Origin of the sequence: Pelagibius sp. CAU 1746 (genome assembly GCF_039839785.1) — a bacterium.
In the GTDB taxonomy this organism is placed as follows: Bacteria; Pseudomonadota; Alphaproteobacteria; order Kiloniellales; family Kiloniellaceae; genus Pelagibius.
This window is the reverse complement of sequence record NZ_JBDOQT010000003.1, coordinates 63,210-89,423: the sequence shown is the minus strand read 5'-3', so window position 1 is coordinate 89,423 and position 26,214 is coordinate 63,210. Positions and strand designations below refer to the sequence as shown.

General features: G+C 67.1%; 4 protein-coding genes. 1 reads left to right on the top strand and 3 read right to left on the bottom strand.

Translation table 11 applies throughout. From position 1 onward, the window contains the following. The first annotated feature begins 14 nt into the window (after nucleotides 1-14). A complete protein-coding gene (locus tag AAFN88_RS21745; protein WP_347522883.1) occupies nucleotides 15-1,223 on the top strand; it encodes a nucleotide disphospho-sugar-binding domain-containing protein in 1,209 nt (402 codons plus the stop codon). Between the two features lie 87 nt (nucleotides 1,224-1,310). On the opposite strand, the gene AAFN88_RS21740 is transcribed toward AAFN88_RS21745, so the two are convergent. The 3 genes from AAFN88_RS21740 to AAFN88_RS21730 all read right to left on the bottom strand — a co-directional run. Beyond that, nucleotides 1,311-5,111, bottom strand: coding sequence for a type I secretion C-terminal target domain-containing protein (locus AAFN88_RS21740; RefSeq protein WP_347522882.1), 3,801 nt, complete (start codon nucleotides 5,109-5,111; stop codon nucleotides 1,311-1,313). 448 nt (nucleotides 5,112-5,559) lie between these two features. Beyond that, the gene (locus AAFN88_RS21735) at nucleotides 5,560-21,285 is read right to left on the bottom strand and encodes a type I secretion C-terminal target domain-containing protein (RefSeq protein WP_347522880.1); all 15,726 of its coding nucleotides are present in this window, start codon (nucleotides 21,283-21,285) and stop codon (nucleotides 5,560-5,562) included. A 583-nt stretch (nucleotides 21,286-21,868) separates the two neighbouring features. Beyond that, on the bottom strand, nucleotides 21,869-26,214 hold a 4,346-nt coding region (locus AAFN88_RS21730; protein WP_347522878.1), incomplete at its 5' end, for a type I secretion C-terminal target domain-containing protein.

The following is a 26,214-nucleotide window of genomic DNA, read 5'->3' as shown; positions in this document are numbered from 1 at the left end:
AGGAAGCGAAGACCATGGCGCATGTGCTCGTCGGCTATGAATTGGGGGCGGGTCACGGCCATATGCACCGCCTGCTGCCGGTGGTGCGGGCCCTGGAGGCGCGCGGCCATAGAGTCACCTTCTTCCTGCGCAACATAAAGGAAAACGCCGTCCTGCTGGCGCGCGAGCGGCGGGCCATCCTGGCGGTGCCGGATCTGGTCGAGCGCATCCCCGGCGCCCCCACCCCGGCGCCGATCGCCACCTATTCCGACATCATGGCTCATTCCGGATTCTTTCGGCGGCAGACCCTTCATGCCGGCCTCCTGGCGTGGCGCACGCTGCTGGACCAGGCCAAGCCCGATCTGGTGGTCGCCGACCACAGCCCGGCCCTGCTGCTCGCCTGTTTCAAGCAGGTCCCCGTCGTGCAGGTGGCCGACGGGTTCACCCTGCCGCCGGCGGAGGCCGATGAGTTCCCGACCTACCGCCAGGGCCGCAAGGCGATGATCCCTCCGGCGCATGTGCTGCGCGTCATGCGGGACGTGCAGAAGCACCACCGCCGCCCACAGCCCCAAACGGTGACCGAGCCCTTCCGCACCGCCGGGCGCCTGGTCTGCACCCTGCCGGAACTGGACCCCTATGCGCCGCTGCGCCGCGATCCGGTGATCGGACCGGTCGAGGGCTTGCAGGCGCCCCAGCCGCTGCCCGCCTCCTCGGTAAATGGGGGGAGGCCGCACTTCTTCGCCTACCTCAGCCTCGAGCACGAGAAGACCCGGCCTTTCCTGAAAGGCCTGAAGGCCTGCGGCTTGAGCGGTGAGATCTTCGCGCGCGGCATGAACGACAAGGTCGCCAAGTCCCTGGCGCGGCCCGGCCTGGTCGTGCACCGCGAACCGCAGCCGATGCAGGAGGTGATCGCCCGCTCCAGCCTGATCATCCATCACGGCGGCAACGGCACCTGCTGCGCGGCCTTAAGCGGCGGGCGGCCTCAGGTCCTGCTGCCGACACATATGGAGGCCCGCCTCAGCGCCGATGCATTGGTCCGATTGAAGCTCGGGCGGCTGCTGCTCTCCGGCGACCTGGAAGGCGACAAGCTGCCCGAGATTCTGGAGCAGACCGCCGCCGACGCCGCCATGGCCGAGCGCGCCGTGGCGCGCGCCCGCGAGATCGAGACCCGCGGGACACAGAAGACCGTAGAGACGATCCTCGACACCTGCCTGCGCGTGCTCGAAGACCGCCAAGAAAAATAAATAATCTCAACAGTTTAACAGAAGCACAGCAAAAGAGCGGCGGCTCCGGGGCCGCCGCTCTACGCTTTCGGCAGGACAAGGGCCGGGCTACATCCCGGTCAGATTGCCGCCGTCGATCATGGCCTGGAGGATCTGATCCTGCGTCGCGCCCAGGCTGGTCAGGTCCTGCCCTTCGATCACGACGTAGTGGTCCGTGAAGCCGCTGGCATCGCCGTTGAGGTCGACGCCGATGGTCGAGTTCACGCCGTCCCAGGTGACCTCCAGATAGTCGTCCAGGGTCGCGCCGTCGTCGGCGCCGACGCCCAGCAGCAGGTCGCCGAAGTCGAGGATGTCGCCGTCACCCATGGTGAAGTCGGTGACGTTGTCGATTTCGCCGAAGTTGCCGTTGGAGAAGGCGAAGGTATCGGCGGCCATGCCGCCGGTCAGCGTGTCTCCGCCGGCGCCCCCGTTCAGAGTGTCGCTGTGGCTGCCACCGAAGAGGAAGTCCTCGCCGCCCCCGCCGAAGAGGAAGTCCTGATCCAGGCCGCCGCTCAGGAAGTCGTCGCCCAGGCCGCCCAGCAGGGTATCGTTGCCCAACTCGCCGTCCAGGTAGTCGTTGCCGTCCTCACCCAACATGAGGTCGTCGCCGCTGCCGCCGATCAGGGTGTCGTCGTCGGCGCCACCGCCCAGGGTGTCGTCGCCGCCGTTGCCGAAGATGGTGTCGTTGCCCGCACCGCCCATCAGCGTGTCCTCGCCGCCGTGGCTCTCGCCGCCGCCGGTGTTGGCGTCGCCATAGATCAGGTCGTTGCCGTCGCCGCCGTCGATGCTGTCGAAGCCGCCGAGCTCGGTGACTTCGGCCAGGCCGACGCCGACCACCAGGGCGTCGCCGGAGATCACGTCGTCGCCCGCGCCACCCAGGATCGTGTCGCTGCCGCCTGTCCCGACGCCGGCGGTGCCGTTCACCGCCAGGGCGTCGCCGGCAATGGTGTCGGCCCCGTCGCCGCCCTCGATGCTGTCGCCCGCCGGCGGCTGTGCAAAAAACCCAAGGGTGTTCATGACGGCCGAACCGCCGGCGCTGGCCAGCACGTCGCCGGAGATCAGGTCGTTGCCCTCCAGGCCATGGATGGTGTCCTGACCCACAGAGGGCAGGCCCGCCAGCAGGTGGTTCTCCACCGTAGCGCTTCCCAGAGCCACCAGGGCGTCGCCTGCGATGACATCGCCATCCTCGCCGCCGATGAGCTGGTCGCAACCTGCCCTGGCGTTGTCGCCGCTGCCTTCGTTGACCACCAGAGCCGTCGTGCCGTCGTCGCCAAGGGCCAGCAGGTCGCCGGCCATGGCGTCGGCACCGGCGCCGCCGGCCACGATGTCGCAGCCGGCCTCGCCGTTGTCGGCCTGGTTAAGGACCGTCGCCTGGACGCTGCCGGTGCTGCTCTGGGCGATGAGGTCGCCGGCCAGCAGGTCGACCCCGCCGCCGCCGCCCACGGAATCGCCGCCGCCCAGGGCGCCGTCCTCGGCGTAGTTCTCCACCTCCGCGTAAACCGCCCCATCGGAGAGCGCCACCGCTTCGCCGGCCACGATGTCGGACTCCGCCCCGCCGAAGAGGTAGTCGACGCCCGCTTGCGTCCCGACGCCGCTGGCGCCGGTCTCGACGGAGACGAGAACCGACGTCTGGCCGAAGGCCACGGCCTCGCCGCCCATGACGTCGCTGCCTTCCTCGCCGCTGATGCTGTCGTTGCCGACGATCCCGGCCAGGGCCTCCAGGATGACGTCGGCCATGCCTTCGCCGCCGTCGGAAACCACCAGGGCCTCGCCGGCCAGGGAGTCGTCCCCCGTGCCGCCGACCAGGGTGTCGTTGCCGACCGCGCCGCCGAAGTGGGCGCGGTTCAGCACGCCGGCGAAAGCGTCGTCGTTGCTGCTATGGGCCAGCGCCTCGCCCGCGGCGCGGTCATGGCCGTCGCCGCCTTCCAGGCTGTCGTTGCCGTTGGGGTCGAAGCCCCCGGCGGCATCGTCGTTGCGCGCCAGGCCCTGCGCCAGGCCGTCGACGGTATAGGCCACGGCCTCGCCGGCCATGACGTCGTCGCCCAGGCCGCCGTAGAGCGAGTCGTCGCCGCCCAGGTTGGTCAGCGCCGACACGCCCGCCGGTCCGTCGAGCATGTTGTTGAGGCCGTCGCCGGCCAGTACGTCGTCCAGGTTCGGTTCGATATTGACCTGATCGTCGCCGTGGATGAGGTCGCCGCCGCTGCCGCCGTCGATGGAGTCGGCGCCGGAGCCGCCCAACAGGATATCGTTGCCGGCCCCGCCGTAGAGGGCGTCGTCCCCCTCCTCACCGGCCAGCAGGTCGTTGTGATCGCTGAAGCCGTCCTCGGGAGTCTCACCCGGCTGCTCGTCGTTGAGGGCCGCCTGCGCCGCCACGTCGGCCTGGCTGCCGCCGTAGAGGGAGTCGTTGCCGCCCCCGCCGAAGAGAAAGTCCGGCCCGCCGAAGCCTTCCAGCAGGTCGTCGCCGTTCCCGGCCGCCACCACCGTCTGCCCGGCCAGGGGGTCGGCGTTGTGCTGCTGCGGGTCCAGGTCGTCGAACTGGGCATCGCCGGGATTGGGATCCTCCGGGCCGGGCGCCACGAAGCCGGGCACGTCGTTCAGCGCGCCCTCGGTGGCGAAGCCGTTGGTGGTCCAGTCGGCCGCCCCATCACTATCCGATTTGCCGTCGGCGGCGCCGCCGAAGACGCGCGAGAAGATGGTCTGCGCCGTCGAGGTCTGGCCGTTGAAGGTCTCGAACAGCAGGCTGTACTGCGCCGGCCCCGCCGGGCCCGGGACCCAGCTCGCATCGGTCAGCACGGCCAGGTCCGCCTGCTCCAGGTTGGCGGCGAAGGTGTCGAGGCCTTCTCCGCCCGCCACCAGGTTCACCGCCAGGGGTTCGCTGCAGTCGCCGCCCAGGTCCCAATAGGTCTCGGCGGCCAGGAAGACGGCCTCCACCACCACGCCGGCGGCGTTGAAGACCTGAACGAAGACGTCGCCGGTGGGGGCCATGAGGTCCGCGAACTGATGGACCGTCAGGAAGCCGCCGGCCGGTATGGTCAGGCCGTCCGGCACCGCCAGGGTCACCAGGGCGCCGCCGGGATTGAGGAACTCCAGGATCATGCCCTGGGTGGTGAACGCCTCCGCACGGTCGTTGAACAACTCCACGAAGTTCATCACGCCGTCGACGATCTGAATGCCGTCGGCCAGTTCGATGGTGACGCTGGTCACGACGCCGAGGCCGATCTCGTTGATCACCAGGGCCCCGGCCTCCTCTTCCGCCGCCGCGCCTTCGCGCAGCAGGCCGGTCTCGTCCTCCAGCTCGATGAGGCCGAAGCGCAGCTCCGTCGGGTCGATGACGCCCTGGGCGGTCAGCAGCTCAAGCACCTGGCCCAGGTCGTCGCTGTAGGCCGTGGCGCCGCCGCTCTGCGCGGGCGCTTCGGCGGCGGTCTCCAGCGGCGCCTCGGCCTCGCCGGCCAGCAGCTCCGCCTGCCGCATCAGCAGCTCTCCCGGCACCTCGGCATCGCCGATCTGGAAGACCGGCGCCGTCCCCGTCCCGGCCAGCTCGGCCAGGTTCTGGAAGACGATCTGGCTGCTGCCCTCGCCGCCGGCGTCGAACACCAGCTTCAGGTCGCCGCCCTCGCTCCGCAGCGTCACGCCGCCGGGGGCGGCGGCCAGCCGGTAGGTGGCGCCGGCCTGGGGCGCGATGACCAGGGTCTCACCGGCCGCCGGCGGGGTCACCACCCGCGCCTCGTCCGCCTGGATTGCTGGGGCCGCCGGGGCCGCCTGGGTCTGGGCGTCGTCTTGAGACGCGTTCTCGAAAGCCGCGGCGCCCTCCACCTGGGCCTTGGCGTCGGAAAGCTGCTGCGCCGGGGCAGTGCCAAAGGAAACAGACATCAACCGTACTCCCTAACGATGGTGCCCAAGGGGCCGAAGGGGGCCGCGGCGGAGGGACGGGCGCACCCGCCCCCTGCCCGTCCGCCCCTTTCCGGAGCGGCGGGGCCACAGCCCTTGATCTGCTCATCTGTCGGAAGAAAGGCCGAAGGGGTTCAAAAAAAGAGGAAAGAAGGTTGGTGGGGATTAACCATAGCGCCGGCACAACGGCCCGCGCGCGGCCGCGAGGCCGGGCTGGGGGTTCCCCTGCGCCAGAACTCATGGTTCGAGACGGCGCTGCCGCGCCTCCTCACCATGAGGCGAAAGTTGAGCCCTCATCCTGAGGAGGGCCGAAGGCCCGTCTCGAAGGATGGGCCGCCAGCTCCACGCCGTTCACCGGACGCGCAAAGAAAAAGGGCCCGGCGGTTTTCCGCCGGGCCCCGAGGGTCTTGACCCCGTAAAAGCGCTGCTCTTAGAGAGCGTCCAGGTTCCCCTGAGTAATCAGAGCATTGATGATGTCTTCATCCGAGACACCCAGACCGGAGACATCCGTGCCCTGCAGGGTGATCGTCGAGACATTACCGCCGCCGGCGCTGCCGTTGTCATCGATCGTAATGATCGTGGTGCCCGGCGTGGTCGTGGTGTCGAAGCTGAGGTAATCATCCAACGTCGAACCAAGCTCGTCACCCGGCGCATTTCCACCATTGGCGAGCAGATCTCGCAGATCGAGAAGATCTGTCTGACCCGGGAAGAGGTCGAAGTCGGTAATGACGTCAGCCTCACCGTTCGCCATCGTATCGAAGTAGAAGGTGTCGTCACCCAGGCCGCCGCTCAGGCTGTCGTCACCCGAGCCACCCTTTAGGGTGTCGTCGCCGTCACCGCCGATGATGGTGTCAGCACCACCCTGGCCATCCAGCACGTTGCTGATGTTGTTACCGGTGATGATGTTGCCACCGGCGTTACCGGTGCCCGTCACGGCCGTGCCGCCGGTCAGGGTCAGGTTCTCAACATCTGTACCCAAGGTGAAGGAGACGGAGCTATGGACCGTGTCCGTACCCTCACCCGGAGCCTCGACCACTACATCAGCGAAGCTGTCGACGATGTAGGTGTCGTTGCCGTCACCGCCTTCCATGGTGTCGCCGGCGCCGGTGTTGGAGCCGCCGTCCAGGGTATCGTTGCCGATACCGCCGATCAGCGAGTCGTTGCCGTCACCGCCCAGCAGGCTGTCGTCCCCTTCGTGGCCATTCAGGGTGTCGTTGCCGGCCAGACCCGAGAGGATGTTGGCACCGGAGTTCCCCAGGATGACGTTGTCGAGGCCGTTGCCCGTACCGTCTTTGTCACCCGCTCCGATCAGGTCCAGGTTCTCGACGTTGGCGCCCAGGACGTAGGTGATCAGGGAGTTCACGGTGTCGGTACCCTCAGCCGCGGCCTCGATCACCACATCGCCGATCTCGTCGACAAAGTAGGTATCGTCGCCGAGGCCGCCCTCCATGGTGTCGGCCCCCGCCAAACCGTCCAAGACGTTGTTGTTGGCGTTGCCCACGATCCGGTTGTCGAGAGCGTTGCCCGTCCCGTAGACGGCGCCGCCGGTCAGGATCAGGTTCTCGACGTCACCGCCGACCACGTCGCCGGCCGGATCGACCCGCAGATCGTAGTCGATGGAGGATTCGACGGTGTCGTCGCCGGAACCGCCGGTCTCGTCCACCTGATCGCCGGCCTCGTTCACGACGTAGTAGTCGTTGTCGTTGCCGCCGTTCATGTAGTCCGCACCGTTGCCGCCGTCGAGGTAGTCGTTACCGTCGCCGCCGTAGAGGGTGTCGTTGTCGTCGCCGCCGTAGAGGCCGTCATCCGCGCCCTGGCCTTCGAGGGTATCCTCGCCGCCGAAGCCGTAGATGTCGTTCTCACCGGCATTGCCGACCAGGTGGTTGTTCAGCGAGTTGCCGAGGATGTTCCCCGGGCCGGCCCCGAGCAGGATGACGTTCTCCACGTCGTAGAACTGCAGGCTGCCCAGGTCGACGCTGAGGTCGGCATAGATGGTGTCGATGCCGTCGCCGCCGTAGACCACGTCGCCGGTCTCGGTGACGTAGAAGGCATCGTCGCCGGCACCGCCGTACATGGTGTCGTTGCCTTCGCCACCGTAGAGGACGTCGTTGCCGCCGCCACCGTACATGGTGTCGCTGCCGCCCTCGCCGTAGAGGAAGTCGTCGTCGCCGTTGACGCCATAGACGTTACCGTAGGTATCGCCATACATCACGTCGCCGTCTTCGCCACCGTAGAGGGTGTCCTTGCTGCCCTCGCCGCCGACCAGCGTGTCGATGCCGGCGCCACCGAACAGCAGGTCCGAACCCGAACCGCCGTCGATGTAGTCGTCACCGCCGCCGCCGTAGACCAGGTCATCGTCGTCGCCGGCGTAGATCACGTCGTCGCCGCCTTCGCTCTCACCCGGATCGTTGGTGTCGCCGAAGATGGTGTCGTTGCCGCTGCCGCCCAGGATGGTGTCGTTGCCGACATCCTCGTCGTCATCGACCTGCGTGTCCGCACCGCAGAGGCCCAGGGCGTCGCCCGCGATGAGGTCGTCACCGGCCCCACCGTCGATCGAGTCGTCGCCGGCCCCGTTGATGACGGCCAGACCGCCCGCACCGACCGCCAGGGCGTCACCGGCGATGATGTCGTCGCCGGCGCCGGCCTGGATCGTGTCGTTGCTGACACTGGAGCCGAAGGGCGCCGAGTCGCCATCGCTGGTCAAGGCCGCCGTCCCGCCGTTGAGCGCCAGGGCGTCACCGGAGATCAGGTCGTCACCGGCACCCGAAACGATCAAGTCGCTGCCGACGATGGCCAGAGCCGCGGCGTTGAGGTTGCCGGAGTTGTTGTTGACCGAGGCCAGGCCGTCGCGGCCGGTCGTGAGGGCGTCACCGGCGATGACATGACCGCCGTCACCGGCAGTGATCGTGTCGTTGCCGGCCTTGTGATCGCCGTTCTCGTTGCCGCCCAGCAGCAGCGCGGTGTTGGTGGCGTAGGCATCGCCGTAGTCCCCGGTCGCCAGCGCATCGCCGGCGATGTAGGAGCCCGGCGCACCGGCACAGAGACCTTCGCTGCCCTCACCGAGGATGTTGAGGTTCTGCGGATTGTCGCCGACCTGGATGAGGTCGTTGCCCGCGGAAGCCCCGGCGCCGGACGCCAGGTTGATGGCCTCCGAGACACCGTAGTCGCCCAGGGTGACGGCGTCGCCGCCGACCCAGTGGGTGCCCTCGGCCGCGAAGATGACATCGTCGCCGGCGGAGGCTTCGCCGCCCTTGACGTTGTTCACCGCCGTGTTCCGGGCCTCGGCATTGGTCTCGTCGGCCACCGTCAGGGCGTCGCCGGCGATGGTGTCGTTACCCCAACCACCCTCGGTCTGCCCTTCGTTGCCGCCGTAGATCAGGTCGTTGCCGGCCTGGGCCGAGCTGTTGGCGCTGTTCGCCGTGGCCGTATTGTTGGCCGTGGCGTTGCCGCCGTTCAGGTGAGACGTCATGGCGTCGCCGGAGATCAGATCCCCGTAGTGGCCCGCCGCGATGGTGTCGTTGCCGGCGCGAGCCAAGCCGGAGTCGGTCGCCGACGCCGTATTGGTCGAAGTCGCCGTGCCGTTGGAGCCGATGGCCAGGGCATCGCCCGCCACCGTATCCGCACCTTCGCCGGTCGTGATGTCGTCACCACCGGCATGGGCAGCGCCGTTGCCGGAAGCCGTCGCCGAGTTGACGATGACCGCATCGCTCCCGGAACCCGCGGCAAGGGCGCCGCCGGAGACCTTGTCGGCATAGAACCCGGTCTCGATCACATCGCTGCCGGCGGAGGCTGTGCTGAACTCGCTCGCCGTCGCCGTGTTCTCCACGTCGGCCGTGCTGCCGGCGCTCCGCGTCAGCGACTCACCAGCCACCGTGCTGTAGGAAGCCGTCACAAGGTCGATCTCGTCGTCACCGGCGATGGCGTCGGTCGACACCCCGGTGGCGATTGCCGTGTTGTTGGTCTCGGCCGTCGAGTTAAGGGCCGCGACCATGGCATCGCCGGCAACCCAGTCGCTCGCCGTGCCCTGCAGCTCGATCTCGTCGCTGCCGGCACTCGCCACGCCATCGTAACCGTAGGAGTGGGCGGTGTTGTTGGCCTGGGCGAGCGTTTCCTCGCCGCCGGTGTAGACATCGCCGGAGACGTAGTTCCAGGCACTCTGCGCGCTCGTGGCGTAGATGCCGTCGTTGCCGGCTTCCGACAGCCCCTCGGCACCGTCGACCGTGGCGTCGTTGGTCGCCGTGGCATCGCCGCCGTAGTAGTGCGACGCGGCCGCATCGCCGACCAGGATGTTGATCCCCTCGCCGCCGTAGATCAGGTCGTTGCCCGCACCGGAGTGGAAGAAGGCCCCATTGGCCTCGTTCTCGAAGCCCACCACGTTGGTCGAGGAGATGTTCATCGCCTCCGCGGTGCCGCCCTTGCCGGTGGCCAGGGCGTCGCCGGCAACGGTGTCGTTGCCGCCGCCGGCATCGATGGAGTCGTTGCCCGCAATCGAGACGATATTGAGCTGGCCATCGGCGTCGAGCAGGCTGCCCGTGGTCGTTGCCGTGTTGGTGGCGCTCGCCATGCCGTAGTCGCTGGCGGCCAAGGCGCCACCGGAGATGGTGTCGTTGCCGTTACCGGCTTCGATAGCGTCGCTGCCAGCGGCTGCGAAGGCATCCGGAATGCCCATCGGCGTGATGCCGGAGGCCTGGCCGCTGGCCGTTGCCGTGTTGCTCACGGTCGCGTTGCCGCCGTCCCGGTTAGACGTCATCGCATCGCCGGCGATCAGGTTGTCGCCGCCACCCGCATCGATGGCATCGTTGCCGGCCGAGGAGACCGCGAACTCCGGACCGGAGTCCTCGCCGCCTTCGATGGTCGCGTTGGTGGTCGCCGAATTGGTGGTCGTCGCCTCGCCAAACTCGCCAGACACCAGAGCGTCGCCGGAGATGGTGTCGTTGCCGCCACCGCCGTTGATCAGTCCATCCGAGATGTAGGAGATGCCGGCAAGCGCCAACATCGCGTCGGAATAGCTGACCCCGAGACCCATCGCCACCTCGGCCAGCGCGTAGCCGCGGCCGGTGGTGTTGGGCCCAAGAAGCCCGGCGAAGGGCGAGCCGATGCCGTCATCGCCGGCAGAGGAGATCGCTCCGCCTTCGCCACCATCCGCCGAGTAGTACGAGGTCGTCGCGGTGTTGTCCGCCGTGGCCGTCGGGATCGAGCCGTAGTCGCCGGTCGCCAGCGCGTCGCCGGCCACCAGGTTGTTGCCTGCACCCGCGTCGATGATGTCGTCGCCGGCCATGGCCAGGTCGAGACCCAGCCCGCCATCGACGGTGACACCGGCGTCATTGTCGGTGTCGGCCGTGGCGCCGTTACCGGTGGCCAGGGAGCCGCCGGAGATGACGTCGCCGCCGTCGCCGGTCACGATCAGGTCGCTGCCGGCAATCGCCGCGTTGACGTAGGTGTTGCCGCCGTCGGTCACCGTGGCGTCGTTGTTGGCGTAGGCGGTATGGTCGTGGCCGCCGCTCAGCGCGTCGCCGGAGACCAGTTCCCCTTCCTCACCGGCGTCACCGCCGCTGAGGATCAGGTCGTTGCCCGCCAGAGCCACGGAAGCGTAGGAGTCGCTCTCGCCGCCGACAACCGAGGCCAGGTTGTTGGCCGTGGCGTCGGAAGCCTCGGAGCCTGCGTCGCCAACGATGATGTCGTCGCCCCCACCGGCCAGGATGACGTCGTTACCGGCCAGGGCGATGCCCACGCCGTACTCGCCATTCGTGACCGAGGCCTCGTTGTCCGCCTGCGCCTCGCCGGCCAGTTGGCCCAGCGCCAAGGCGTCACCGGAGATGACGTCGCCATCATCGAAGGAGTTGGCGTAGATGATGTCGTTGCCGGCCATCGCCAGGGACGGCTGGATCTCGTTCAGCACGTCCGCGACGAACTCACCGAACTCGCCACCGATCAGGCCCAGGACGTTGGCATCGCCGGAAGCGGTGCCCATGACAGCCGCGGTGTTCTCGGCCAGGGCCGAACCGTAGCGGCCGAGGGACAAGGCATCGCCGGCCAGGGCGTCGCCGCCGTCATCCGACAGGATCACGTCGTTGCCCGCCAGGGCCGCACCGAAGGCGCCGCCGTTCTCGTTGCCGACCTTGGCATCGCTGTCGGCATGGGCCTTGCCGTTGGCACCCGTGGCCACGGCGTCGCCGCCGACCGCGTCGCGGCCTTCACCGGCATCGATGATGTCGTTGCCGGCCAGGGCCACGGCCGCACCTTCGTCGCCGTTGGCGTCGACGGTGGCGTCGTTGTCGGCCTTTGCGGTGCCGTAGTCGCCCATGGTCAGGGCATCGCCCGCGGCGAGGTCGTCGCCGTAGCCGAGCGTGATGTCGTCGTTGCCGGCCATGGCAATGCCGACGCCCGCGTCGCCCTGCGTCGCCGCGGCCGAGTTGTTGGCCGTGGCGTTGCCCTCGGTGCCGTAGCCGCCACCCGGGCCGGCCGCCGCGTCGCCGGAGACGATGTCGTCGCCGTAGTCGCCGGGCTCATCGCCCTTGTCGGCCACCAGCAGGTCGTTGCCGGCCTTGGCAAGGCCGAAGCCGAGATCGCCTGCCGCCGCAGTGGCGGTGTTGTTGGCCTCGGCGTCGCCGCCCAGGTTGGTGTCGAAGACCAGGGAGTCGCCGGCAATGGCGTCGTCGCCGGTACCGGTGCGGACCTCGTCGTTGCCGGCATTGGCTTGCCCGCCGTAGTCGGAAACGTCGGCATCGTTGGTCATGGTGGCGTTGCCGTAGAGGCTCCCCACGCCGCCGGACACCACGTTGTTGCCGTTGCCGGCCCAGATGATGTCGTTGCCGGCATGGGCCGTGCCCGACGCACCGCTGGTGGCCGCCGAGTTGGTCGCCGAGGCGTTGCCCTGGGCGCCGCCCTCACCGGCAATCACGTCGTTGCCGTCGCCGGTGGTGATGTCGTCGTCACCCGAATGGGCATGACCTTCACCGGCCGTGGCCTGGTTCAGGATGCTGATCGTTCCGCCCGCACCCGTCGCAGCGGCGTCACCGGCCACCACGTTGTCGCCTTCGCCGGCGTCGATGACATCGCCGCCCGCCGAAGCGGTGGAGCTGGCCGAGGAGGTGTTGGTGGCGTTGGCGACACCGTTGTCACCCGTCGCCAGAGCATCACCCGCCATGGTGTCGTCGCCATCGCCGGCCGACAGATCGTCGCTGCCCGCCGAGGCCGTGCCGCCGTTGGTCGCCGTCGCATCGTTGGTCGCGTCGGCAATGCCGTAGTCGCCGGTCGTCAGGGCGTCACCGGCCACCGTGTTGGCGCCGCCGGCGGCATCGACATCGTCGTCGCCGGCAGAGGCCTCAGCCCCCGCCTGATCGGCGGACGCGGTGTTCGTGGCACCCGCCGTCACCGCCATGGCCGCGGCCGCGGCGACACCCGCCGCCAGCGCGCCGCCGGAGATGGTGTCGTCGCCGTCGCCGGCGTCGATGTCGTCGCTGCCCGCCGAAGCCGCGTTGCCGCTATTCTCGGCCGTGGCGTCGTTGGTCACCGTGGCGTCGCCGCCGTCGGTGGCGACACTGGCCGCATCGCCGGCCAGCAGGTCGCCGATGGCGTCCCCGTCGGCATCGATGAGGTCGTCGCCGGCCGACGCGAAGTTGCCCGTCCCGATGGTCGCGCTGGCGTCGTTGTCGGCTTTCGCCTGGCCGGCCGTGCCCGTCGCCATGGCGTCGCCCGCCACCGCATCGGAGCCATTGCCGGAGCTGATGGTGTCGTTACCGGACTTGGCGGTGCTGCCGTCTTCGGCCTTCGCATCGTTGGTCGCGGACGCCAGGGCGCCTTCGCCGGCCGCCAGAGCGCCGCCGGAGATGACATCGTCGCCGCTGCCGGAAACAATCGAGTCGCTGCCGGCACTCGCCGTGCCGCCATTGTCCGCGACGCTCTTGTTCGTCACCGACGCATTGCCGCCGAGAACGTCCGTGCTCGCCGCGTCGCCGGCCAGGATGTCGCCGACGCTGCCGCCGGTGGCATCGATGGTGTCGTTGCCCGCGGAGGCCTGAGTGGCTCCGCCACCGGTCACCGAGGCATCGTTGATCACCGTCGCCGTGCCGGCTTCGCCGGTCGCCAGGGCGTCGCCCGCGGCGATCTCCTCGCCGCCGGTGCCCAGATTGATGCTGTCGCTACCGGCCTTGGCGAAGCCCAGAGAGGCCGCGGCCTTGTTGAACACATCGGCCACCGCCGCCATGCCGGCCGCAAGGGCGCCGCCGGAGACGGTATCGTTGTTGGCACCGCCGATGATGGTGTCGCTGCCCGCAGAGGCGCCGGCAAGCGAGGTCGAGGTCGCCACGTTGTCGACGTCGGCCAGGGCGTTCTGGCCTTCGGCCAGGGCTTCGCCGGCAACCCGGTCGTTGCCGCCGCCAGCCAGGAGGCTGTCGTCACCGGCCGAACCGCCGGTGTTCGCGGTGTTCGCCGCCGTCGCCGAAATGGTCCCGCTGTCGGCCATCGCCATGGCGTCGCCCGCCACGTCGTCGCCGCCGCCGCCGGCCTCGTCACCGGAGGAGATGGTATCGCCGCCGGCGCGGCCGCCGGTATCGGCATTGTTGGTGGTCAATGCGATAGCGCCGGACGTGCCGTCGGCCAAGGAACCGCCCGACAGGACGTCGTTGCCGAGCATGGTCGTGATCTGGTCGTTACCGGCCAAGCCACCGTTGTCGGCGTCGTTGGTCACCGTGGCATTGGCCACGCCGCCGGAAATCTCCGCCGCATCGCCGGCGCCCGTGTTTGCGTCGATGCCCCCGTTGACGATGTCATCGCCGGCTTTCGCGCCGACGCCGACGGCGGTGTTGTTCGCCGTAGCCGTCGAACCGCCCACCGTCTCGATGGTCAGCGCGTCGCCGCCGAACACATTGGCACCGTCGCCGAGCTGGAGGTTGTCGACACCGGCGGTGCCGAGGGTCGACATGTTGTTGGCCGTGGCCGAGGTGTTGTCACCCTTGGCCATGGCGTCACCGGCCACGGAGTCGGCGCCGCCGCCCATCCAGATAAAGTCGTTGCCGGCCATGGCGCCGTTCGCGCTGGTCGTGTTGTTGGCCGTGGCCGTCGCCGTGCCGCCGGCCCCGGTTGCGATCGCCTGGGCGTCGCCCGCCACCGTGTTGGCGGCGGAACCGGAGAAATCCCAGATCAGGTCGTTGCCGGCGCTCGACAATCCGCCGGACACCACCGTGTTGGTCTGGGTTGCCGTGGCATCCGTACGGCCGATGGCCTGGGCACCGCCGGAGATCGTATCTCCGTCGATGCCACCCCAGATGGTGTCGTTGCCGGAGCTGCCGGAGCCCGTGGTGGTGTTGCTGCCGGTCGCCGTCGCCACACCGTTGGAGATGGCCTGGGCGTCGCCCGCCACCTTGTTGAGGCCTCCCCCGACGAGAATGGAGTCGTTGCCGGCCTTGCCGCCGCCGACCGCTTGGTTGGTCTGAGACGCGGAGGCCGTGCCGGCACCCGAAGTGACGATCGCCTGGGCGCCGCCGGACACGGAGTCCGAACCGCCGCCGGTCACGATGGAGTCGTTGCCGGCCTCCGCATTGATGCTCGTGGCCGCATTGTGACCGGTGGCCGTCGCCGTGCCGGCGGATATCGCCTGGGCATCGCCGGCAACGCGGTTCAAGCCCGAACCGGCATCGATCGAGTCGTTGCCGGCGCTGGCCGAGCTCGCGCCCGCCGCAGCGTTGGTCTGCGTCGCCGTGGCGGTGCCACCGGAAATGGCCTGCGCGCCGCCGGAGATGCTGTCCCAACCGTCGCCGGAGGTGATGGTGTCGTCACCGCTCTTGCCGCCGTTGCCGGCCGTGTTGCTGCCGGTCGCCGTGGCCGTGGTATCGCCAATGCCCTGGGCCTCGCCCGCCGCGCGGTCGCCGTTCGCATGGAAGCCGCCGGTCACGATGGAGTCGTTGCCCATCGAACCGCCGTTGACCGTGTCGTTCCCATTGGTGGCGGTCGCAATGGCGACATTGCCGAGCGCCTGGGCGTCACCGGCCACCACATCGTCGCCGCTGGCACCACCGTCGGCGGTGATGTCGTCGTTGCCCGCCGAGGCACCGCTGCCGGCCAGGTTGGTGTTGGTCGCCGTCGCCGTGTCGTTGGCGCGGGCCTGGGCACCGCCGGAGATGATGTCGTCGGCGTCGCCCGCGGTGATGGTGTCGTCACCGGCCTTGGAGCCGCTGTTGCCGGCGACGTTCTGCGCCGTGGCCGTGGCCGAGCCCGCGGAGCTCAACGCCTGGGCATCGCCCGCAACGACGTTCTCGCCTTCGCCGGCCGCAATGGAGTCGTTGCCGGCCGAGCCGCCGCCGCCTGCGGTATTCTTCTGCAGGGCGTCCGCCTGATCCTGGGCCCGCGCCTGCGATCCGCCGGAGATGGTGTCGGCTTCGGCACCGCCGATGATCGAGTCGTCGCCCGCGACGCCGCCGCTGTAAGCCAGGTTGTTGCCATAGGCGTCGGCGGTCGCCGCCGCGCCCACGCCGACAGCCATGGCGTCACCCGCCAAGTAGTTCTCGCCGTCGCCCGCGGTGATGGTGTCGCTGCCGGCCTTGCCCGTGCCGTATTCGCCAGCGGTGTTGTACGCCTCCGCATCCGCCAGGGCAGACTCCGAGCGTGCCATCGCATCGCCCGCGACTTCGTCGTCGCCGTAGTCACCGGAGACGCCTTCGTCGGCGCTGATCCAGTCGTTGCCGGCCGAGCCGCCCAGGGTCGCCTCATTGACCTGCTCGGCGAAGGCCTGACCATAGGCGGACGCCAGCGCGCCGCCGGAGATGGTGTCGTTGCCATCTTCCGTGGTGATCACGTCGTCGCCCGACCGGCCGATTGCGGCAAAGTTGTCGCCATAAGCCTCGGCGGAGCCGCCGAACATCTCGCTCAGCGCCATGGACTCGCCGGCGATCAGGTCGCCGTTCTCGGAGAACCCGCCGCCGTAGATGGTGTCGTTGCCGGCCGAGCCCCCGTAGATACCGAGGGGCCCTTCACCGTTGAAGACAGACGAACTGGCCTCGCCGCCTTCGTCGCTGATCGCCATGGCATCGCCGGCCAGCACGTCGTCGCCGCCCGCATCGCCGTCGGCATAGATCCGGTCGTCGCCGGCCGACCCGTCAGGCCGGGCCTTGTTCTCGGTCATCGCGTTGGCGTGATGGCCATGCGCCAGGGAGCCGCCGGAGATGGTGTCGTCGCCGGAAGCGTGCGCCGGATTGCCGGTGCCGCCATAGATCAGGTCGCCGCCGGCATTGCCGCCGGCGCTCAAGGCCGTGTTGTAGGTATGGGCATTGGCCGTCGCGTGGTCGCCCGTCGCGAATTCAGCCGAATCGCCGGCACCGATGTCGTTGTCCTGGCCGGCATAGATCTTGTCCGCACCCGCCGTGCCGCTGCCGCTGTGCACCGTATTGCGGGTTGTCGCCGTTTCTTCCAGAACCAGGTCGCCGGTCTTGATCGCCAGGGAATCACCGGCGAAGTGATCGTCGCCGGCGCCGCTGTGGATGCTGTCATTACCGGCCGAGCCGCCGTTATGGGCATGGTTCTCCGTATCGGCGGTCGCGGTTTCGCCGTAGGCGGTCGATCCGCCACCGACGGAATCCGCTCCGCTGCGGGTGTAGATCAGGTCGTTGCCGGCCTGCCCACTGGAACTGTAAGAACGGTTGAAGGTCTCGGCGTGAGCGGAGCCATTCTTCGCCACCTCGACGGAATCGCCGCCGACCAGATCCTTGCCCTGCCCCGAGTCAATAGAGTCGCTGCCCGCAGAGCTGCCGTTGTATTCGGTGTTGTTGGTCGTGGCCGTACCGCCAAGCAGCTTCTTTACCGGGTCGTCGCCGGTCTTGATCGACAAGGCATCGCCCGCGACGACATCGTGGCCGAACCCGGTTTCGATTTCGTCGTTACCGGCCGAAGCGCCGTACCAAGCCGTGTTGGTGGCCGTCGCATCGGCATCGTCGCCCTTCGCGGCGGCATCGCCGCCCACGGAATCGTTGCCCGCCCGGCCGTATTCGCCGAGGAAGCCGTCATCGGCATAGATCGAGTCGTTGCCGGCCGACGCGCCATAACCTTCGGCGCCGTTGACGGCCTCGGCTCTGGCGTAGCCATTCGCACCTGTCGCAGAAGCCGCCGCGTCGCCGCCGATCAGGTCGTCGCCATTGACGGAGCCATAGAAGGCGTCGGTGCTGTCGCCGTAGATGAGGTCGTTGCCGGCCGAGGCTGAATGATAACCTTCGCCGCCGTCCGCGAACGCATAGTTGCCGGAGCGAGCATACGCCTCGCCGGAGACACCATTCGCCGAAGCAGCGGCGTCGCCACCGATGGTATCGTTGCCGCCGATGCCGATGCCCTCGCCACCGTTGAGGAGGTTGTCGCCGATGATCGTATCGTTACCGGCAGAGGCGTCGAGGTTATAAGCGTAACCGCCGGCCCAACCGTAATTGCCGCTAACGGCAGAAGCGTAGCCGTCGAAACCGCCGGCCACGGCAGCGGCGTCGCCGCCGATCATATCGGCGCCACGCGGCAGCTCGCCCACAAGCCCTTCAGCACCTTCCGGCACCTGGGTTCCCGCGCCTTCGACGCTCTTGTCGCCGACGATGAAGTCGTTGCCGGCTTCGGCATCATATCCTACGGGCCCGTAACCATGGGCGCCGCCGTAGTTGCCCGAGTTGGCGTAGGCACCGCCTTCGGCGCCATCGGCCACCGCTGTCGCGTCGCCGCCGATGATGTCGTTCTCGCCGGAAATGAAGCCCAGCAGGCCGCCGCCGCTGACGTTGGTATCGCCGATGATGGTGTCGTTGCCGGCTTTTGCCTCTTCATTGAAGGGATAGCCTTCGCAGCCCTCGTAGCCGCCTTGACCATGCTCCTCGGCGTAGTTCCGGGACGTCGCACGGGCATAGCCTTCATAGCCATCGCCAATGACGGAGAGGGCCTCGCCCGCGATCACGTCTTCACCCGTGCCGCCCTCGATGTAGTCGCCGCCCACCGGCGCATCGGAATCGCCATAGACCGCGGCGTTCTCCGCGTAGCTGGTGGCGTGGCCACGGCCTTCGAGGCTGTTGTCAAAGATCGCCGCGGCGTCGCCGCCGATCGAATCGTTACCTTCCTCGCCGTAGATGATGTCGTTGGCGAAGCCCGTGTCGTCACGGTAAAGGCCGTCTTCCGGGCGCTCGTAGCTGTCATCGGAATAGGCCGCGGCAAGCACGCCTTCGCCGCCTTCGGCAACGGCCAGCGCATCACCGCCGACCTTGTCGTCGCCGTTGCCGGCCATGATGGTGTCGTTGCCGCCCAGAACGGCGATCGCCGCCGCGTCGCCGTAGTACGGCACGTAAGTCGGCACCTCGCCGCTGAGGATGTTGTACGCGTCGCGGTAATCGACGTTGTTCAGCGCGTCGCCGGCAATCGCATCGTCGCCAGCGTGATTGGGATCGCCGCCGGGCAGGCCGCCGATTTCGTCGGAGCCGTCGCCATAGATCTGATCGTCGCCCGTGCCGCCGTCCATGGAATCGTCGCCCTGGCCGCCGATCATGTAGTCGCCGCCGGAGCCGCCGTACATTCCGTCATCTCCGGCGTCGCCGAAGAGGAAATCGTTGTGGTCGTTGAAGAAAGGCTGCTGCGACAGAGACGCCGCGCCGCCTTCGGCGCCGTCGCTGAAAATCTGCTCGGCCTGGTCCAGCACCTTCTGCTGCTGCTGCTGATAGAGAGCCTGCGAACCGCCGTAGAGCGAATCGTCGCCGGCGGCGCCCAGCAGGAAGTCGGGCCCGCCGCGGCCCTCGACCAGGTCGCCGCCCGCTTCAGCCTGCAGGAAGTTCTGCCCGGCCAGCGGATCCGGGTTGATCTGGCCCGGGTTCAGATCGTCGTTCAGCGGATCCCAGGGGTTCACATCGACGAAGGAAAGCACCTGAGAGAACGACACCGCACCGCCGTCCAGATTGGACGAGCCCAACGCAAGGGCGATCTCGAATGCGTCGACCAGCTTGACGCCATTCGGGTCGACCGCGCCGGTCGCCGGGTCGGTCGAGAAAAACTTATAGATCGAGTCGCTGTTTTCCTCGGCAAGGTAGAAATTGCCGTCGGCATCGAACCAGAAGCCGCCTTCCAGATCGACGGAGCCGCCCGTGGTGCTCGACAGCTCCGCGCTGCTGAGGAAGACGCTCACGGTGCCGGCCGGCGTGACCCGGAAAATCGTATCGGTACCATCATCAGCCAGGATCAAGTCGCCATTGGGCGCCAGGACCATGTAAACGTCGAGATCGGTCCACGCGGGAGTTGCGTCTGACGATGTCGCCAGCGTGGTCGGCGTGCCCGTCGCGATATCGATGGCGACGATGCCGTCGTCACCGGAAAATTCCGAAGCCAGGTATAGAGTGGTGCCGTCGGCGCTCACCACCAGACTTGCCATATCGCCAATGTTGCCCAGCTCCGCCAAGGCGTTGAACTGGGCTTCGGTGGTCAGCACCGAGACAGTGCCCGTGCTGGGATCGATTTCAAGAATCGAGTTGCTGGTCTCTTCGATCACATAGAGCAGGCCATTGGGAGCCAGCACCAAAGCTTCCGGCCGGGCCGAACCTTCGCCAGTGACAGCGGTGATGTCGCTTTCCTCAGCAACGAACTCGACAGGACCGTTCAGCGTCTTCATCAGCACCGCATCGGAATCGCCGTCGGTAAAGTACACCGTGCCATCCGGCCCAACCGCGATCCCCATATTGCTGAAGTCGACGCTGGTGCCCGTCAGAGCAGAGATCTCAGCCGCAGTGACCAGCACCGAAACTTCGCCATCAGTGCTGACGATGAAGATTCCCTCGTGTTCATTCATCACGAGACCGCCGTCGATGGCGATCACGGTATTGTTCAGCGCACCGTCGGTCGGGGTGTTGTTCGTGGTCCAGTCGTTCTGGCTGTCGGTGTCGGTGGTGTTGACGCGCGAGAAGATGTGATGGTTGCCGGTGAACTGACCGTTGAAAGTGTCGAAGTTCAGGTTCAGCAGCGGCGAGCCGAAGTCGTCCGGCGCGCCCGCGAAGTCCGGGTTGGTCAGGCCGGCGAGTTCGGCCTCGGTCAGGTTCGCCGCGAAGGTATCGACGGACTGGTCGCCGTCCACGTCTTCACCCGGGCGATAGACGATGTTGACCGCGATGGGATCGGTAGTGTCGTCGCCCAGATTCCAGAACGTCTCGTCGGCCAGGGTACCGCCGCCGGTGACGTTGCCGGCGGAATCGAATACGCGGAAAACGATGTCCTCGGTGCCCGGCGTACCGTCGTCCTGCGCGTCGGAGAGCTGATAGAAAACGATGAAGCCATTGGCCGGAATGTCGATGCCGTCCGGCACCGCGAAGGTCACGACCGTGCCGTCGGGATTGAGGATCTCAACGACCAGATCCGTGGTCGTCGTAACGGCGCCCGAATTGTTCAGCAGCTCGACGAAATTGTATTCGTCGAGTTCTTCTTCTTCCTCTCCGCACTCGTCGTAGCGCTCCTTGACCAGCAAGAGCTGCTGCTGCTCGTCGTCATCGATGAGGTCCGGTGCCTCGCCCGGCAGGCCAGGAATCTTCATCGCGACGCGCACGCCGATCTCGTTGATCAGCAGCGGCGGCGGCGGGAAGTCCGGCGCCAGGAGGATGGGATCGGGCTCGAGGTTGATGAGGCCGAACTGAAGCTCGACCGGCGGGATCACACCCTGCGCCGACAACAGATCGAGAATGTCGCCCAGATTATCGTCGTAGGTGGACCCGCCACCGCCGGTCGCGCCCGGACCGGCCGCCACGTCCGTCAGGTCCGGCTGCTCACCCGCAAGCGCCAGAGCCTGATTCAGAAGGACGGTGGAGTCGATGTCGACGCCGGCGACCTGGAAAGTCGGTGCCTCACCCGCATCGACCACATTCACCAAGTCGTTGAAGACGATCTGGCTGTCCGGGGTGCCGTCTCCGTTGTCGTCGAAGGCGAGAATGAAGTTGTCGCCCTGCACCTGGACCTGCGCCTCGCCCGGGGCGAAGTTCAGCACATAGGTCTGCCCGGCGGCAGCCTGGATCTCAACGGTCTGGCCCGGAGCCGGTCGGCTCACGACAATGGCTTCGCCGGCCTGACCAACCATGGCGGCGCTGCTCTGGGTACCAGTTTCAGAAATCGTCGCCTCGGCGGACTCGGTCACGTTGTCGTCCTGACTCTCGTAACCGCGGGTGAGATCGTCCGTCATTTTCTTCCTCCGTTATGACCAGGCTGGGTGCCTAAGCGCGCAATACGCTAGGGCGGCACCCTGGTCCCGCTTAATCCAATTGGGCGCAGTTTGTGCAAAGCCTGTGGTAATAGCAAGGAAACTTCCGTTAAAACCTATTGTATTATGTATGAGTTTCCTGAAACATTCGGGCGAAAATCACAAAAAGGGTTAAGATTTATACCCCCAAAGGTTAAAGTTACCCTCTTTAGTTGAAAATTATTCGGTAAAAATCTACGTGTATTTCGTTCATGCTCCTTAATGAATACGGTTAATTAAGGATTAATCGGCACGGTTAACCGTCGGCCCCCAAACCAAAGACGCGATTGGGGTGCCAAGGCCGAACGCCTTCACGTCCAATCTCGCTGCGCCAGTCTTGCCGCCCGGTTTCGCTGTCCCGGGGCGCGGCCGCCGGGCTCACGGCGCCGGCTCCCAGGCCACTTGGCAGGGCACCGAGCGCAGCGGGCGGCCCACTGGATTCGCATGAGAAAAGGGCCCCCCTCAGAGAGGGGGGCCCTTCTGCAGTTACCTCCCGGCCGCCGGGGCCGCCGGGCTGAGATCAGCCTCAGACCACCAGGTTACCGCTGTTGAGCAGCGCGTTGATGACGTCCTCGTCCGTGCCCAACGCCCCGCCGTTGGTCAGATCCACGTTCTCCAGGACGATCCGGAAGTCGTTGAAGCCGGCGGAACCGTCGGTCTCGATATCGATGATGGTGTCACCGCCGGAAGTGCTGAAGGTCAGGTAGTTGTCCAGTTCGGCCCCGTCCGGATTGGCGGAGACACCGCTCAGCAAGCTGGAGAGATCGATGACATCCCCGTCGCCTGTATTGAAGTCGGTGACCGTGTCGACCTCGAAACCACCGCCGTAGACGAAGGCGAAGGTGTCGGCATCGGCACCGCCGGTCAACACGTCGTCGCCGGCACCGCCGTTCAGCAGATCGTCTCCGGCGCCGCCGTCCAGGGTATCGTCCAGATCGCCGCCCAGCAGGACGTCGTCACCGGCCAGCCCCAGGAGTTCCAGATGGTCGAGCGTCGATTCCGCCACCCCGGTGATGGTCAGGGAAGACGCGGAGCCGTCCACCACATAGGTGCCGTTGAGGACCGTGCCATCGCTGAGGGTGATGGTGACCGGGATGTCCTCTTCTCCGAAGTCGATGCCATGGTCGAGGTCTGCGTTCGCATCGTCGGTATCGATCCCGAAGGTCAGGGTATTGCCGCTGGCGAAGTTCCCCGCGGGAATGGTGATGGTCAGCGTCGAGTCCCCATCCGTCACCGCAGAGCTCGTCCCACCAACGGTATTGCTCGGCCCGGTGGTGAAGTCCTTGTCGCCCGGATCGAAATCACCCGCATTCCCCAGGTCGATGACGATCTGAGTGATCGAAAGCCCCGGCACTGCCGTCGACAGGGTGAAGCTGAACTGGTCATTGCCCGTGCTGAAGGTCGAGCCCTCGGCAACCGCGCCGGTGACGGTGACGTTGTCCGCCGGAGCGACCGACTTGCCGATGATCAGATCGCGGCCGGTCGTGCCCTCCAACGTGTTGTCGTTGCTGTCGTCGACCAGGGTCACCGTGCCCGGTGCGCTCACCGTCATGTTGCCGTTCTCGACCACGTAGGTGAATCCGCCGTTCACGGTCACGTCCGGCGCGCTGTAGCTGGCCGAGCCGGCCACGCTGTTGAGGCTCACCGGACCGCCGATGCCGTCGTCGCCGAAGTGGGCGATGTAGCTCTCGTCCACGTCGAAGGGTGTCGACTGGTTGGTCACCAGCGTGAAGTTGTCGGCATTCGGCGGGATCGGCGCGCCGTCGACCAGGACTTCCAGCTCCTCGAAGTTACGCACCTCGAGGCCGAGGACCGCAAAGCTGCCCAAGGCACCGCTGCCGCTGATCGAGGAAGGATCGCTGTTGGCCGCGATGAAAGCCGCCAGATCCTGCACCGCCTGAGCGATGGTGGCGTTGCCCGCCTCCGCCGCCGTCAGGTTCAGCACCAGCTTGTCGATGCCGCGGCCGCCGTCGTAGTGGTTGCCGTTCGGCCCCGTCTCCTCGGAGAGCGTGTGGATCACCACATCCTCACCGTCGCCGCCATAGACGACGTCGTCGCCTTCCTGGCCGGCAATCGTGTCGTCGCCGGCCTGACCCATGATGCTGTCGTTGCCGGCTCCGCCCTCGATCCAATCGGACAGGCCGATGGTGTCGAGCGGCAGACGCAGGGCCGGCCCCTCGATGTCGTTGAAGACCATCTGGGCATAGGCCGCATCGGTACCCATGAAGCCCGGATCCACCACCAGGGTATCACCGAAGATCATGTCGCCGCCGCTGCCGCCCAGGATCACATCCTCGCCAAAGTTCTCGTCGGTCAGGGAGATGCCGGAGAAGATCTGTTGGATCTTGCTGACATCGTCGACGATGGTCGCGAAGTCGGCACCGCTGGTCGGCCCAGTGGAGTTGGTCTCCACCCGATCCAATTCGTCCGGCACGAAATCCGAACCGCCCGGCGCACCGAAGCCGAAGGCTTCGATAGAGAGGTTGGAGATCCCGCCGTTGTAGAGATCGTTCTGCAGGCCGGCCGAGGGGTTGTAACCGGAGTTGTCGCCGCCGTCACTGAGGAAGAAGATGAAGTTTTCCGAGCCGACGTGACGCTCGACGCCACCGCCGATATCGTCGGTCAACCAGTCAGCGGCGATCTGCAGCGGGCTCTCGTACTCGGTGGCGCCGTTGGCCGTCAGGGCGTTGATCTCCGCCGCCAGGTTCGGGTCGTCCGCCCGGGCGAACTCGAGGCTGGTTGAATCCACTCCCGAGCTGCTGAAGGGAACGACCTTGATGTTCACGACCCCGGCAAAACCGGCATCGATGATCTGCTGGTTCAGGGTCAGGAAGGCTTCCTTGGCCAGATCCAGACGGGTCGGCGGGGTGAAGCCCGGATCGCCGGGCTCGTTGCCGGCGAAGTCCCAGGACATGGAGCCGGAAACGTCCATGACGTAGACCACGTTGAAGGTCGGGACCTCGCCCTCGATGATGTTGTCGCCGACCAGCAGGTCGCCGGAAGTATCGGCCACCGCCACATCGCCGCTCAGCCGCTCCTCGCCGCCGATCAGCACATCGTCGCCGGCACCGCCGATCAGGACGTCTTCGCCATCCACGTCGACCAGCAGATCCGCTCCCTTCTCGCCTTCCAGGCGGTCATCGCCCTGGTCGCCGAAGAGGAAGTCGTTGTGGTCGCCGCCCTGCAGGGTGTTGGCGTCGTTGTCGCCGAAGAGGAAGTCCTGGCCGCGCCCGCCAACCAGAAGGTCGTCGGACGTCTCGTCGATATCGGCATCGGCCTCACCGCCTTCGCTGACGTCGATGACCGTCTGGCCCGCGTCCTCGCCGTTGGTGCCCGCACCCTGCGCGGGGTTCAGATCGTCTGAGTCGTCCTGCGGGTTCAGATCGTCAACACCCGGCGCCGGCAGGTCGTCATTGTTGTAGGCCAACTCAGTCGGCTGGTTGTTAGTCGTCCAGTCGAGCTCCTGATTGGTGTCGATCGGATAGGCATCGCCCGGATGATCGCCGCCCGAATCCTCACTCGCAAAGACGCGGGAGAAGATCCGTGTGACCTCGTCGTCGGTCGAAGGCGTGTCGTCGATCGCGATGTCCGAGCGGCCGATCGCGGCCAGCAAGCTGTCCTGATCGCCGATCAGGCCCGAGAAGGTCTCGTTGCCAAGCATGGAAGCCATCAGCAACTGGGCGTTCGTAGAACCGCTGCCGGCGCCGGTCCAGCCGGAGGCTCCGCCGGTAAACAGCGTCTTGTCGACGCCGTTGGCAACCAGCAGGTCCACAGAGCCATTGTTCTGCGTCAAGTTGACGCCGATCTGCTCGGAGGTGTCGTCGCCGACGCCCCAGACCGAGCCCGGCGTCGTATAGGCGCTCGGGGTGGTATAGGTGCCGGTCTGCTGGACGCTGCCGTTCGGCGTCGCCGTCGCCCAGGTGCCGTCCTCGTAGATGGTGAGGAAGCCCTTGGCCGGAATGCCGATGCTGCCGCCCGAGGCAGTATTGAGGTTGATGGTGATGACGGTGACCCCGTCATTGCCGATGATCTCGATGTCGAGCGACTTGACCTCGGAGGTGCCGATGGCGTTGTCGGTGACGTTGCGGATCTCGATGTAGTTCTGCTCCGTGTTCACCGGGTTGACGTTGCCGCCGCTCTTTTCGATCGACGTGCCGACGCCCAGGCCGACCTCGTTGATTACGATCTGGCCCAGAAGCGTTACTTCCGCTTCGGCCTCGACGTCGAAAATGAAGGTTTCCGTCACCTCGTTATCGCTGTCGTCGCACTCGACGTCGGCCGGGCCCGCTGAACCGCCGCCCAGTTCCGTCGCCGCCTCGGTGGTCGTCACGTCGATTTTCACCGAGACCGTACCCTCGTAGTCATCACGCGGATCGACCTGCAGCGATTCCACCAGGGTGTCGAGCTCAGCCTGGGTCCCCGTGAAGGTCCACTCCAGGCTGCCGGCGCTGTGCGAAACCGAGCCGCCGAAGCCACCGTCGAAGAGCAGGTTGGCGTCGGTATCGTTGGCGATCGCCGGACTGCCGCTCAACGTCACCTTTACCTCGGTTACCTTCTCGGAGCCGTCGGCGTCGAAACCACCACCGTTGTACAAGTCACCCAACGGGTTGGCCACGTTGCCGCCCTGAGCATCGAAGGTCAGATCGAGATCGACCACCGCGCCGTTCGTGGAGGTGCCATAACCACCCGTGGTGACGCCGACACCACCATCTGCCACCGCGTCCACGTCGATGTCGATGGCCACCGGGCTGCTCGGCGCCGACACCAGGACACCGTCCTTCGCCGTCGCCGAGACCGAGAGGTCACTCACCAGCGTGCCCAGGACGTCCACGTCGCTGTTCGCCGGCGGCGTCAGGGTCACCGTGAAGACCA

What these genes read in the sequence shown, in the direction of transcription:
- AAFN88_RS21745 (WP_347522883.1), top strand. Translation starts at nt 15, where the DNA reads ATGGCGCATGTGCTCGTCGGCTATGAATTGGGGGCGGGTCACGGCCAT.
- AAFN88_RS21735 (WP_347522880.1), bottom strand. Translation starts at nt 21,285, where the DNA reads ATGACGGACGATCTCACCCGCGGTTACGAGAGTCAGGACGACAACGTG.
- AAFN88_RS21740 (WP_347522882.1), bottom strand. Translation starts at nt 5,111, where the DNA reads ATGTCTGTTTCCTTTGGCACTGCCCCGGCGCAGCAGCTTTCCGACGCC.